At 29.6% G+C, this 13,425-nt stretch carries 16 protein-coding genes and 2 riboswitches; of the genes, 4 read left to right on the top strand and 12 right to left on the bottom strand.

The features are described from left to right. Window positions 1-89 precede the first annotated feature (89 nt). The 10 genes from dapA to H9661_RS08390 all read right to left on the bottom strand — a co-directional run bounded on the left by dapA (window position 90) and on the right by H9661_RS08390 (window position 8,321). Entirely contained in the window at window positions 90-950 is an 861-nt protein-coding gene (gene dapA, locus H9661_RS08435; RefSeq protein WP_143316018.1) for a 4-hydroxy-tetrahydrodipicolinate synthase, read from the bottom strand. Between the two features lie 109 nt (window positions 951-1,059). Further along, a riboswitch (Lysine riboswitch) is annotated at window positions 1,060-1,229 on the bottom strand. Window positions 1,230-1,323: 94 nt separating this feature from the next. Then, a complete protein-coding gene (locus H9661_RS08430) occupies window positions 1,324-1,620 on the bottom strand; it encodes a Dabb family protein (protein ID WP_143316019.1) in 297 nt (98 codons plus the stop codon). Window positions 1,621-1,672: 52 nt separating this feature from the next. Continuing rightward, the gene (locus H9661_RS08425) at window positions 1,673-2,230 is read right to left on the bottom strand and encodes a thiamine phosphate synthase (protein WP_191768216.1); all 558 of its coding nucleotides are present in this window, start codon (window positions 2,228-2,230) and stop codon (window positions 1,673-1,675) included. Next, window positions 2,231-3,343, bottom strand: coding sequence for a 2-iminoacetate synthase ThiH (thiH, locus tag H9661_RS08420; RefSeq protein ID WP_143316021.1), 1,113 nt, complete (start codon window positions 3,341-3,343; stop codon window positions 2,231-2,233). A 13-nt stretch (window positions 3,344-3,356) separates the two neighbouring features. Next, window positions 3,357-4,121 carry a thiazole synthase gene (locus tag H9661_RS08415; RefSeq protein ID WP_143316022.1) on the bottom strand — a complete coding sequence of 255 codons (765 nt, stop codon included), beginning with the start codon at window positions 4,119-4,121 and terminating at the stop codon, window positions 3,357-3,359. Window positions 4,122-4,138: 17 nt separating this feature from the next. After that, window positions 4,139-4,942 carry a sulfur carrier protein ThiS adenylyltransferase ThiF gene (gene thiF, locus H9661_RS08410; RefSeq protein WP_143316023.1) on the bottom strand — a complete coding sequence of 268 codons (804 nt, stop codon included), beginning with the start codon at window positions 4,940-4,942 and terminating at the stop codon, window positions 4,139-4,141. Window positions 4,943-4,946: 4 nt separating this feature from the next. Next, a complete protein-coding gene (thiS, locus tag H9661_RS08405; protein WP_143316024.1) occupies window positions 4,947-5,141 on the bottom strand; it encodes a sulfur carrier protein ThiS in 195 nt (64 codons plus the stop codon). 93 nt (window positions 5,142-5,234) lie between these two features. Continuing rightward, window positions 5,235-5,346: riboswitch (TPP riboswitch) on the bottom strand. A 50-nt stretch (window positions 5,347-5,396) separates the two neighbouring features. Next, window positions 5,397-6,638, bottom strand: coding sequence for a diaminopimelate decarboxylase (locus H9661_RS08400; RefSeq protein WP_143316025.1), 1,242 nt, complete (start codon window positions 6,636-6,638; stop codon window positions 5,397-5,399). 7 nt (window positions 6,639-6,645) lie between these two features. After that, window positions 6,646-7,338, bottom strand: a complete 693-nt coding sequence (locus H9661_RS08395; protein ID WP_143316026.1) for a TrmB family transcriptional regulator — start codon at window positions 7,336-7,338, stop codon at window positions 6,646-6,648. A gap of 149 nt (window positions 7,339-7,487) precedes the next feature. Next, the gene (locus tag H9661_RS08390; protein ID WP_191768214.1) at window positions 7,488-8,321 is read right to left on the bottom strand and encodes a CvfB family protein; all 834 of its coding nucleotides are present in this window, start codon (window positions 8,319-8,321) and stop codon (window positions 7,488-7,490) included. A 124-nt stretch (window positions 8,322-8,445) separates the two neighbouring features. Here H9661_RS08390 and H9661_RS08385 point away from each other — a divergent pair, with 124 nt between their 5' ends. Next, a complete protein-coding gene (locus H9661_RS08385) occupies window positions 8,446-9,438 on the top strand; it encodes a CehA/McbA family metallohydrolase (RefSeq protein ID WP_207729651.1) in 993 nt (330 codons plus the stop codon). 34 nt (window positions 9,439-9,472) lie between these two features. On the opposite strand, the gene H9661_RS08380 is transcribed toward H9661_RS08385, so the two are convergent. Continuing rightward, entirely contained in the window at window positions 9,473-9,796 is a 324-nt protein-coding gene (locus tag H9661_RS08380) for a hypothetical protein (protein ID WP_143316029.1), read from the bottom strand. A 236-nt stretch (window positions 9,797-10,032) separates the two neighbouring features. On the opposite strand from H9661_RS08380, the gene H9661_RS08375 reads away from it, so the two are divergent. From H9661_RS08375 to H9661_RS08365, 3 genes are all read left to right on the top strand, one after another. Continuing rightward, window positions 10,033-10,500, top strand: coding sequence for an Lrp/AsnC ligand binding domain-containing protein (locus tag H9661_RS08375; protein WP_143316030.1), 468 nt, complete (start codon window positions 10,033-10,035; stop codon window positions 10,498-10,500). Window positions 10,501-10,568: 68 nt separating this feature from the next. Further along, complete coding sequence (locus H9661_RS08370) at window positions 10,569-10,775, top strand: DUF378 domain-containing protein (RefSeq protein ID WP_143316031.1); 207 nt, start codon at window positions 10,569-10,571, stop codon at window positions 10,773-10,775. Between the two features lie 158 nt (window positions 10,776-10,933). Then, window positions 10,934-11,605, top strand: a complete 672-nt coding sequence (locus H9661_RS08365) for a putative ABC transporter permease (RefSeq protein ID WP_143316032.1) — start codon at window positions 10,934-10,936, stop codon at window positions 11,603-11,605. 35 nt (window positions 11,606-11,640) lie between these two features. Here H9661_RS08365 and H9661_RS08360 read toward each other — a convergent pair whose 3' ends face one another. Further along, entirely contained in the window at window positions 11,641-13,392 is a 1,752-nt protein-coding gene (locus tag H9661_RS08360; RefSeq protein WP_143316033.1) for a phosphoenolpyruvate carboxykinase (ATP), read from the bottom strand. Window positions 13,393-13,425: the final 33 nt, after the last annotated feature.

Genomic DNA, 13,425 nt, shown 5'->3' with positions numbered 1-13,425 from the left:
AAAAAAGAGGATTCAAATTCTGAATCCTCTTTTAGCATTTTCGGCTAGTATCAAAATTTATTTTGATACAGCCCCTTTTTTTAATAATATTAAATTAAAAATTCTAATTCTTTTTTTAGTTCATCAGTTATCTCAACCAAAGGTAACCTTACTTCCCCTGAATCAATTAAACCCTTTTTCTCTAAAATATATTTAATAGGTGTAGGATTTGGTTCCTTAAATAATAGAGGAATAAACTTACTTAATTCTCTCCAAGTTTTTAATGCTTCCTTATGATCATTATTTTCTATATCCTTATAAACTTTTATAAAATCTCTTGTTCTTAAATGAGCTGAGGCCATAATACCACCATTTCCACCAAGTAAAAGTGAATTATAAAAATAAGCATCTTCTCCAGATAGAACACTAAACCCTTCTGGCCTATTAAGAAGTAAATCTATAGTCTTATTAAAATCTCCTGAAGCATCCTTAACCCCTATAATATTTTTCTTTTCTGCTAATTTAAATAAAGTTTCATTTTCTATATTTCTTCCCGTTCTATATGGAATATTATAAAGAACTATATCTAAATCTGTATTTTCAGAAATTCTATTAAAATGTTCATAAATACCTCTTTGATCAGGTCTGTTGTAGTAAGGACTTACTGATAAAATTCCATCTACCTTATACTTCTCAACTAATTTCAACTTATTTAATAAAGCCTTAGTATTATTTCCTCCAAGTCCTACAAACACTCCCACTTTACCACTAGTTAATTCCATAGTCTTTTCTAGTAACATTTCATACTCTTCTTCTGTTAATGTTGGTGTTTCGCCAGTTGTTGCAAGGGGCATTATTCCATCTACCCCTTCATTAATATAATGATTTACCAGCCTTTCATAAGATGCTAAATCAACCTTTTCTTCTTTAAATGGGGTTACTATAGGTAACCAAATTCCTTTAATTTTCATTTTTCTTACCTCCATATTCTAGGTAAGGGCCTGTCCTTTTCAAAAATAAAGCCCATCATTTTCATGACGGGCAAAACAATTCTAAAAAGTCATACTTATAGAAATTTTGTAAATTTGTAGCCCTCCACTTTCGTGACAGTTATACATATATTATATGCATACCCAGAATAAAAAATTGCAAATATTTTTATCCTTCGGCTATTATACCTTTCTCTTATCCTCAAAACGTGTGCCCACTAAAATAAGATACTAATTATATATAGCGCCTCTACCATATCATCATATTACATTTTACTTTTTTCATATTACATCTTTTTATTTAATATGTCAATTCATATTATTTTTTAATACTGACTGTAATGCCTTTTAAAATTTAAATTACGTAATCTACGCAAGCTCTACCATCTACAAATGTATGAACTACTTTCTTAATTTCTAAATGAGCTGGATGTGTTTGATAATTATCTTGTGCTTCTTTGCTTTCAAATTCACAATATAATGTCATATCATATTCTCCACCATTATAGTTTTCTCCAACTTCTATTGCCTTAAGTCCATCTACCACACCTAAAAGTGCTTTAAATTTGCCTTGTAATAAGGTAACTACTTTAGTAGCTCCATCTTTCTTTCCCTCATCATTAAGTTTCCATAATACTATATGCTTAACCATTTTATACTCCTCCTCTACGCTCTTATACCTATATTATACATATTATAAAAGGTTATTCCAACCTTTTACCCTTCATTAATGAAGACATATATGCTACACCATAGGCACCACTATCCATTACAAACTGTGCATTTTCTTTGGTAATCCCACCTATAGCATATACAGGAGTTGTAACACTTTCACATATAGCTTTAAATTCCTTAAGTCCTCTGGGCAAAACACCTTTTTTACAATCAGTTTCAAATATATGCCCATAAATCATATAGCTAGCACCTCTATTATCCACTTCAATGGCCTCTTCAAAACTATGAATAGATACTCCTACTACTCCGTCATAATTAATACTTTTTCCTTTTATAAAATCCCTAAAAGAAAGTTGTACCCCTGCTGCTTCAACTTTTTTTGCTACACCTAAGTTCCCATTTATTACCAAACCCATCCCAGATCCTTTAAGTATATCCATCACTTTTAAAGCCATTATTTCTAGATCTTTAGCTAGTAAATCCTTCTCCCTAAGTATCAGATATTGTAAATCTTTTTTAGCTATTTCTTCTATCCTCTTATAAAAATCAGCACACAATTTTCTGTTGGTAACCCCTATTACATTCATCTAAAATGCTCCCAGCCAATCTTTAAATATAGGTTCATAACCTATGTTTCTTATCATTTCTTTCATTTCATTTTCATCTCTACTATCATTTATATCAAACTGAACTTCTCCTGCTTCCTCCATGTCCATTGTATGTCCACCAATAGCAGTAGATACTCCAGCAGAAACCTTATTAACTCCAAGTGGAATAAGCTTTTCTCTAAATCCTCTTCCTTCTCTTGATGAAATATTTAAAGTACAATTAGGGAACATCAATCGCATCGCTATAATAGCTTGAACTAATTCCTTATCACTTACTTCCTTTAAATCATTATATCCCCCTACACATGGTCTAATTCTTGGAGTAGAAAATCCCACTTCAACCTCTGGATATTTCTTTCTTAAATACAAGCCATGAAGCATCATCTTATAAACTTCAATTCTCCAATCATTTAATCCTAAGAGTGGAGCTAAATTGACACTTCTTATTCCTGCTTTGCAGCCTCTTTCTATAGCATCTAATCTAAACTTATAATTTTTCTTAGGCCCAGCTACATGAACCTTATCATATATTTTTTCATCATAACATTCTTGATATACAGTTAAAGAATCCACTCCAGCTTCTACAACCCTTTTATAATCTTCTTCTGTTAGTGGGTAAATTTCTATAGCTAGTGATGAAAAATATTTCTTTAGTATCTTTGTAGCATCAATTATATATTCAACAGGTGTATCCTTTTGCGACTCACCAGTTAAAAAGATAATATGCTTAAATCCTCTTTTACTTACAGCTATGGCTTCTTTCTCTATTTCTTCTAAGGTTAATTTTTTTCTATGAATGTCATTATCGTGATTATATCCGCAATAGGCACATTTATTTACACAGTAATTAGCAAGATATATAGGAGTATATAATAACACTGTCTTCCCAAAATATTGCTCAGTTAATTTATGAGCTTTTTGAGCTATTTCTTCTAAATAGTTTTCTGCTCCTTTTGAGATTAAGGCTAAAAAATCTTCTGGCATAAGTTTTTTCTTGTTTATAGCCCTCTTTATATCCTCATCTGTAATCTTATCTAGAGCTTCGTAAAAATCAAAATCTGTATTTTCTTTTATATATTCATATACACTCATATTTTCCACCTCTTTAACCTAAAAATCCTGTTAAAGGAGATGATGCATTGCCCTTTGTACTTTCTGCTCCAAGACCAGCTAGGTATGCTTCTCTTCCTGCTTCTACAGCCTTTTTAAATGCCTTAGCCATAGCTATAGGATCTTTAGCTGATGAAAGTGCAGTGTTTACTAGAACTGCTGAAGCTCCCATCTCCATAGCAAGTGCTGCATCTGAAGGTCGACCTATACCAGCATCAACTATTATAGGTGTATCTATTTCATCTATCATAATTTCTATAAGTTCTTTTGTTCTTATTCCTCTATTACTTCCAATTGGTGCACCTAATGGCATTACTGCCGCTGCCCCTGCCTCTGCCATCCGCTTACCCATCATTAAGTCTGGATTCATATATGGTAAAACATTAAATCCTTCCTTTACTAATACCTCAGTAGCCTTAAGAGTTTCTAAATTATCTGGCATTAAATATTTGGTATCTGAAATAACCTCTATTTTAATCCAATTACCACATCCCATAGCTTTAGCTATTCTTGCTATTCTAATAGCTTCTTCTGCATTTCTAGCTCCTGATGTATTTGGAAGTAATATTATATCTTTTGGTATATATTCTATTATATTTTCCTCTTTGTTATCTAGGTCAACTCTTCTTACAGCCATAGTAACTATATTTGTGCCTGATTCCTTAACTACATCTGGAAGTATTTTATTATTTCCATACTTTCCTGTACCAACTAATAACCTTGAACTAAGTTCCTGCTTGCCTAATATAAATTTATTCATTTCTACTCCCCCAATATTTATACTTCTATCTCATTTAATAATAGTCTTAGTACTGTGTTTGCCTCATGGTTAGCTACAATTCCAACCCTAGGAGCCATAAGCCCTTCATTTATCCCTGCTTCATGAATTCTATCTCCGCAAATATATAATCTGTCATTTATTTTTTTAGTATATATAATGTTATTGGAATAAAATCCCGCCATACCTGAGGCTGATATAATTTTAGTTTTTTTGAAATTCTTTAATATTTCTCCTACTAGAAGAGCTTTATATACTGCATTATCAAAAGCTTCAACTACTATATCAAATCCATTAAAAATATCCTTAATATTATCTTTCTCAACTTTTAAATCTAACACTTCTACTTCTATAAAAGGATTAATCTCTGTAAGAATTTCCTTTAATGCATATACCTTTTTCATTCCTATATGCTTTATATAGTATTGTTGCCTGTTTAGATTACTTGGTTCCACTACATCAAAGTCTATAACCTTTATATGTCCAACTCCAATTCTTGCTAAAGATATAGCTACATTAGAGCCTAACCCTCCAGCTCCTGCTATAGCTACTTTTCCTCTTTTTAAAGTTTCATGAACCTTAGGAGTATGACGACTTGCCATTAATGCTTCAAGTTCCTCCTTTTTTGGCATTTCTCCTTTTTTTATAAAGCAGATTCTATCACCTTCTTGTACATTAATATCATCTTTTATAGGGAATCCATTTAATATAACAATATCAGCATTTTTTTTAAATTCATCTCTAAGCTCATAAACCGAAGCCTTATCGACAACTCTTTCCTTTTCGTTTATTAATACTTTCATTAATTTAGCCTCCTCCAACAAAGCTTATTACTTCCATAACATTACTATCTTTAAGTACTATATTTACAAAGTCTTCTTTAGTTATAATAGCTCCATCTAATTCAACTATTACTTTTTCCTTATTTATTGTAAGTTCATCTAAAAACTTATCTAATGTTTTTTCTTCCTTTAGTTCAAACTCTTTTCCATTAACCTTCATTTATTTCGCACCTCCTTCTTCACCTTAGGAATTCAGCTATAAAAAAAGACTTGCCATAATAGGCAAGTCTAAAATTTTAAATCTATGAAGAATACATAGTATTCACTGCTTCCCTACGATGGTACTAACCACATCAGGTTCAAGGGTCTCAATTCTAACAGAATATCTCTCAGCTAACTTATAGTCAGCACCCCTAGCCTTATTATTAAATTTTCCAATTTTTATATTACAACTTCAAGTAATTTTTGTCAAATTTTAAAAATCTAAAGTTGCAAAATAATCTTCTGGAGTTTCTGCTCTTCTAATAAGCTTAGTAGATCCATCTTCCTTAAGTAGGATTTCAGCAGATTTTAATTTACCATTATAATTATATCCCATGGCAAATCCATGAGCACCAGTATCATGAATAACAAGTATATCTCCCTTATCAATCTTTGGAAGCTTTCTATCAACTGCAAATTTATCGTTATTTTCACACAATGATCCTACTACATCATAAACATAATCACAAGGTTCATTTTCTTTGCCCATTACAGTTATATGATGATATGCTCCATACATTGCTGGTCTCATTAAGTTAACTGCACATGCATCAACACCTATATATTCTTTATATATATGTTTTTCATGAACTGCAGTTGTAACAAGGTGTCCATAAGGCCCAAGCATAAAACGTCCAAGTTCTGTATATATAGCCACATCTCCCATACCTGCTGGAACTAATATTTCTTCGTATGCTTTTCTTACACCTTCACCTATTGCAATAATATCGTTTGGTTCCTTATCTGGAGTATATGGAATTCCTACTCCTCCTGAAAGATTAATAAACCCTATATGTACGCCTGTTTCTTCCTTTAATTCAACTGCAACTTTAAAAAGAATCTTTGCAAGCTCTGGATAATATTCATTAGTAACTGTATTACTTGCTAAAAATGAATGCATTCCAAATTCTTCAGCTCCTAATTCTTTTAATCTTAAGAAAGCCTCTGTCATTTGTTCTCTAGTTAATCCATATTTAGCATCACCTGGATCGTCCATTATAGTTGTTCCAAGGGCAAACTTTCCTCCTGGATTATATCTACAAGATATTATTTTAGGAATATCTGCTACTTCTCTTAAAAAGTCAATATGAGTTATATCATCTAAATTAATAGTAGCATTTAATTTACGTGCATATTGAAATTCTTCAGCTGGAGTATTATTTGATGAAAACATAATATCATCACCAAGGAACCCACATTTTTCTGACATCATAAGTTCAGTTAAAGAAGAACAGTCCATTCCACATCCTTCTTCTTGTAAAATCTTAAGCAGATGTGGATTTGGAGTTGCCTTTACAGCAAAATACTCTTTAAAACCTTTATTCCACGAAAAAGCTTCTTTTAATTTACGTGCATTTTCTCTTATTCCTTTTTCATCATAAATATGAAATGGTGTTGGAAACTCTTTAATAATTTCTACTAATTGATCTTTTGTAACAAATGGCTTCTTATTCATTAAATATTCATCCTTTCATGATTTCTATTAACTTCATCTCATTGATTAAAGCGTCTTTAAATACTTGTACCAAATTGTTATTACTTGAATATAAACATGTGGAGTTAAGTTCATCCCCAATTTCCCCTGTTAAAACATATTTTGAGTCTACAATAAGTCTAATTTGCACTGGATCCTTTTCAGCATTATATATTATAGTCCCATCTAATTTAAATGTTGAATCTGTAATTATTACTATTTTAATACCTCTATCTCTAAGCTCAATTAATTCCGACTTTACATCATTAAGCATTTTCTCAGACATATCTAAATATACTCTCTCCTTAGCCTGCATCAACATATTTCTAAATTTATCTTTAATATGCTTTTCTCCTTTTATTGTTATATATCCATTGGTTTCTTCTTTTCTTTTTGGAACGTTTTTTATAATCTCAGCTTTATTATCTTCCATAAACCGAATCTTATTACTACAAAATTCTTCTATACTAACTGGAGTATATAAAATTGCCCCACTATCTATAATATAAGCAGCCCCCTTTTCAACTAGCCCAGCTAATGAATTATATGTATTGGATCTTGATATGCCTGTTAATTTTGAAACTTCATATCCATTTAACTCTCCTTCTGCAAATAGTAATAAATATATATTTGCTTCATGTCTAGTTAATCCAAAACACATTAATCTTTCTACAATGTCCATTTTCTGCACTCCTTGAATGAGTATTTCTATATAGGAATACTATACAGCCAAATACGAATTTAGTCAATAGTTGATATAGGTTTTCAATTACCTTCCCATAAAAAAATACTGTCTAAATTAGAACTTTTAGACAGTATTTTTATTTAATATTATTTTTTTAATCTAGTACCTTCTAGTGATTGCTCTATTTTCCCTTCTTTCATAAGACCTCCAAGCGTCATTTTAAAATAATTCTTGGAAGTGTTAAAGGTTTCCTTTATTATCTCTGGAGAAGTCTTATCATTATATACCATAAATCCATCATGTTTTTCTAGATAATCAAGAATTTGTTCTTTCAATACATCTCTTTCTTCGAGTCTTTTTCTTCTTGTAGAAACTCCAACGACACCATCTTCATATATCTTTTTTATTCTAGCTTTAAACTTCTCTCCTGGATAAATATCATTATAATGTTCATTACCTAAAACTATTCCTTGATATTTACCATCTATAGCAACTCTTATAGTTTTTTCTCCGCCTTTTCCATAAGTTATAACTTCTACTTCATCTCCAACTTTAAACCCTTCACCTATTTCCATATAATTATCAACATATGTGGTTGCAGCTAATCTGCCTGTTTTATCTATGTAAGCATATAATAAATAACTCTTTCCAACTAAACATTTAAATTTTTGTTCCTTTAATGGAATGAAAATATCCCTATCTAAACCAATATCCGCAAATGCTCCAAAAGAACTTTCACCTACAATCTTTAAATATGATACTTCCCCTACTTTAATTAATGGCTTTTTTAATGTAGCAATAGGTCTATCCTTAGAGTCCCTATATATAAAAACCTCTATCTCTTCTCCAAGTTTTATATCTCTTTCTTTTATAGATGCATTAGGAAGTAATACATCATTCCCGTCTTCATCTGTCAAATAATATCCAAAGTCAACCTTTCTATCAACTTTCAAATCATTGTACTCACCAACAAATATCATTTAAATCTCCTACCTCTATTTTTTCTTATTGTTAAATTTATTTTATCATTACTATTTATTATTGTCATTATTTAAAGGATATAAGCACTATAAATATAGTAAATAATTATTTGAGGTAATTAGCTTGGGTAAAAGCAAAAAAAAATCATTAAGATATTATTATGGAATACCTCATGCTCATACCGATTTTTCTACAGGCAGAGGAACCCCTTTAGAAGCATATGAATATGGGAAAAATAATGGATTAAACTTTTTAGCACTAACTGATCATAACTCTTATCTAAATAATGAAACATCTATAAATAATAATCATGTTTCAAAATGGATTGCTATGAATTATGCCCGTGACAAATTTTCAAAAAAATCAGCTAGCCTTATCCCTCTAGTAGGATTTGAAACAAGGACCGCCCTTTATGGTGATTTTAATATAATAAACTGTGATACGTTTTTTACCGGTACAGTTAGAAACTTAAATGCTTTAGCCTTATGGATGATAAATAACCCTGATTCATTTATAACGATAAATCATCCTCACAAAAATGTCTTATCTTTAACCTATAATGAATTAATAAATAAATTAATAACTTCCATTGAAGTAGGAAATGGATCTTTTCCTCACAAATATTCACGTTATGAAAAATATTATTATTCCCTTCTTGACAAAGGTTGGAAACTAGGAGCTATAAACGGTCAAGATAATCACAGAATTAATTTTGGAGATAGTGATAACCTTACTGTAGTATTAGCAACTGAACTAAGCAGTGAAAAAATTATAGATGCATTTAGAAAAAGACGAACATTTTCAACAGAATCTAGAAATCTAAAAATGTATTTCACCATTAATAATATCCTCATGGGAGATATATTAAAAATAGATAAAAAAAAGCTTAAGTTTATGATATATGCAGAAGACCCTAAAAATAAAATTAAGCAAATCGAAATAATTACTAATAAAGGAGTTCTAGTTAAAAAAATTGATAATATTAATCTAAACTCTATTAAATATTTATATGAACATGAGAAAGAAGAGGGCGAAAATTGGTATATAATTAAAATCCATCAAGAAGGTAATAGAATAGCTATAAGTTCACCAATATTTTTAGATTATAAATTATAAAAAAGTTCTTGCAAATTTTGCAAGAACTTCTATTTTACTTGTTATTTTTTATTCTATTAGGTTTTGCTTTTGGCTTTATTACTACTTTCTTCGCATTTTTTCTTGGCCCACCAGTTTGTTGTATATCTAAAAACCAGGCGAAGGCTACAACAACCAATATAGTAATACCTGCATTTACATATATATTATCAACTCTTAAAAAGAACTGAAACAAAAGCCCAGCTACTGCTATTCCTAGTGGAATAAATTTATTAATCCTTATTTTTGCAAAAACAAACTTCTTTAGTAATGTAAGTATTCCTATTACTACAGCTATCATTAATACTAAATATAGTATCCCTACAAGTGTATTTAACATATTATATCCTCCTATTAACTAACTCTACTTATAATATTAGATTATAAGTTATTCTTTTTCAAGTACAATAATAAAAACATGTTACCTTAATTTTTATGCCAATTTAACTTTATATGGTTCAAATTTGAGAATATATTAATAATAATATATATTTTTTGCAATTTTTTATTTTTTTCTTTGAAAATAGCATATTGTTTGATAGAATATTATTAATGATAAGTTAAAGAGGTGATAATATGACTGAAAATGTAACGCTTCAATTGGACGAGTTAGATCTTCAAATTTTAGATTTGCTTATTAAAGATTGTAGAACTCCATATCTGGAGATAGCTAGAATATGCCATGTAAGTGGTGGAACTATACATGTTCGTATGAAGAAAATGGAGGACCTAGGTATTATTAAGGGTTCAAGAATTCTTTTAGATCTTGGAAAGCTTGGTTATGATGTTTGTTGTTTTGTTGGAATTTATGTGGACAAAGCTTCTTCTTTTACAAATGTCTTTGAAGAAATGAAAAAAATAGATGAAGTTGTTGAATTACATTTGACAACTGGTGATTATTCTATGTTTGCAAAAGTAATTTCCAAAAATATTCATGATCTTCAAAATGTTTTACTTGAAAAAATCAACAATATTCATGGAATTCAAAGAACTTATACTTTTGTTTCATTATCTCAACCAATTGACAGAAATATTACTTTATAGCAATTTTGAATAATATTATACATTCTGGATATATTATATATTGTATTAATGTGAAGGAGTGTGTATTTATGAAAATATTAGATAGGATTGCTTTCATTTTAGTTTTAATTGGGGCAATAAACTGGGGACTTATAGGATTCTTTCAATTTGATTTAGTAGCAGTACTATTTGGACAAATGACAACATTTAGTAGAATTATATACGGTCTAGTTGGAGTTTCCGGATTATATTGTTTATCATTTTTTGCAAAAAAAAGCTTTAGAGATGCAGATTAAATTTTCTATAGCCCTTCTACTAAGAAAGGGCTATATTTATTATGCTTTTATGTAAATTGGTACATTAACTATAAACTTAAGATTTTTTTAAGTTTTTCTTTAATATATTGTTAATAATTCTATTATATAATGGATATAACAATCAGGAGGAGGATAGTATGCAGTTAGTTAATTTTTTAGATTTTAACATTTTTAATTTATTTTTTTATTATATTTTTTATTCGTTTTTAGGTTGGTGCGCTGAAGTAGCTTACGCATATAAAAACCAAAGGAAATTTGTAAATAGAGGCTTTCTACATGGTCCTCTTTGTCCTATTTATGGTGCTTGTTTATTATCTATAATAATATTACTTACTAACTTTAAGAACAACAACATACTGGTATTATTAATATTTGCAACATTATTTACTTCCTCAATAGAGTATATCACAGGCTTTTTATTAGAGAAATTGTTTAAAACAAAATATTGGGATTATACAGAAGATCCACTTAATCTTCACGGTAGAATTTGTTTACACTTCTCATTAATGTGGGGAGCTGTATCTATAGGAATAGTTAAAATAATTCATCCTATGGTAACTAATTTGATAAATATGATTCCAGAAAACATTAAACCAACACTATTTTTTACTTTAGCAATCTTCCTACTTATGGATTTTTATTCAACATTAAAATCTTTAATTAGTTTGAAAAAAATAGCTTATTTGATTCAGTTTGATGCTGGTATTTTAGCAAATAAATACTCAACATTTATTCAAAATTCAAATTTAGAAATAAAATTCAATGAACTTAAAAAGAAATTATTAAAATGGAAAAATAAATATTACTAAAAAGGAACTCTTAAAAGAGTTCCTTTTTTGGATTTCTATACTAACTTTTTAATTTCGTCAAACAACTCTAATGCCGCATTTCTAGGGCCAGTCTTTTCTTGACCTTGAACTCCTAGACAAGTCTTAATTTGTCCAACTTTAACTCCTGCTTCTTTAAACATAGCATTAAAGTATTTATTTATTAATAAATCTGTCTCTTTCTCCTTTTGGGCTGGCCCAAATGGATTTGCAAAGAATGACTCAACTAAACCTTTCTCGGTTGTTGTTCCTTTTGCCATTCTAGCTCCAGCTCTAAATACCTTAATCGCTTCTTCTGGCGACTCAAAGTATTCAAGAGAATTTCCCCCTTCATCAACTTTTGTATAATTATTTGCATAATAAAATAAATCAACTGGATATCCCTTAGTTATTACATTATATGGCGCTACTGGTGTTACAAGTCTTGCATTTATTTTATCAGGATTCATAAAAATACTTCTATCAATTTCTTTAAATGCATAGCCTTGATCTAAATCATCTAATCTAACAAAAGCTCCAATTTCAGTACCATATCCAACTATCTTACCATTCTCATATTTGAATGTACCCATATCATCAAATATTATACTCATATCTGAAATATAATCTTCACTTAAAGATCTAAATGCTTCTAGACTTTCTGATTTACCTGCTCCACTATCTCCCATAATAACAACATTTGCAGTGTTACCATTCTTTAATGTCAAGTTAACCATGGCCCCATGAATAGGTAAATATCCTCTTTTAATCATTATTAAATTATGAAGAGTTAAAGTCATCTTTTTAATATATCCAAAATAATCAATTTTATCTGAATGATTTATATAACCTAACATAATATCATTTTCACTGTCATCGTAAAATACTGTCTTTAATTCTTGTCCTTCATCTGTTGCCCCATAAACATAAACAATATCTGGCTTTCTTCCTCTACATTCTTCTTTTCTAGCCATTTCGAAAAGATTGCATAGTGTAATTCCATGTTCCATAAAATCTCTATGAAAATATATATATGCTAATAATTCACCAACTTTAGCAGGATAACAGAACCAATGATCCTTATTTATATTAGCTACTTTTAACGGATTCTCATCTATTTCTGTAAACATACCATCTCTAGTATTTCTCTTTGGATAAGTTATAAATGGTGCCTCTAATAATATTGAATCAACAAATGGAATATCTTCTAAGATTTCATATCCTTTTGGTATAGGCCAAACTAATTTGTTAATCATAATAGATGCATTTCCGCCAGCTGGTAATTCTCTAAATACTTTAGGAACTACTCCTAACACATTTTTTTCTATCTTTCTATATAAAGATAATACTAAATTAGAAAATCTATCATTAGCTTCGGTAAAACTCATTGCTGCTAATCCTTGTTCAACTTTTCCACTATGAATAAGTGTATATCTTTCAAGTCTTCTCCAGAATAAATAAAAATCTTCAACAACACGAATAAAACTATCCTTATTTGATAGCAACTCCTCAAATTTAGGATTAGTATCAGTAATCTCACTAGCACTCATAACAGTTAAACACTTGAAAACTTTTACTAAATCTTTTCTTAAATTTGCAATATCATCTTCCTTAAGCACATTGCTTAAATATCCATAAGATAGATTTTTTTTCTTTTGGGCTTGTTTTAAATATACATCTAATACTCTTCTAAATCCTTCACTTTCTAACAAACTTTCAAAAGTTTTGCAATACTTTGCTGTAAAATTAATAATAATCTTGTCATTACTTATAGAAAACTCTTTCCTCATTTAATTTTGCCCCCTTATGATTTTGCTTTCAAA

The organism is Clostridium cibarium (assembly GCF_014836335.1).
GTDB lineage: Bacteria > Bacillota > Clostridia > Clostridiales > Clostridiaceae > Clostridium > Clostridium cibarium.
Note: the sequence above shows the minus strand (reverse complement) of the source record. Positions and strands in the feature narration are given on the sequence as shown.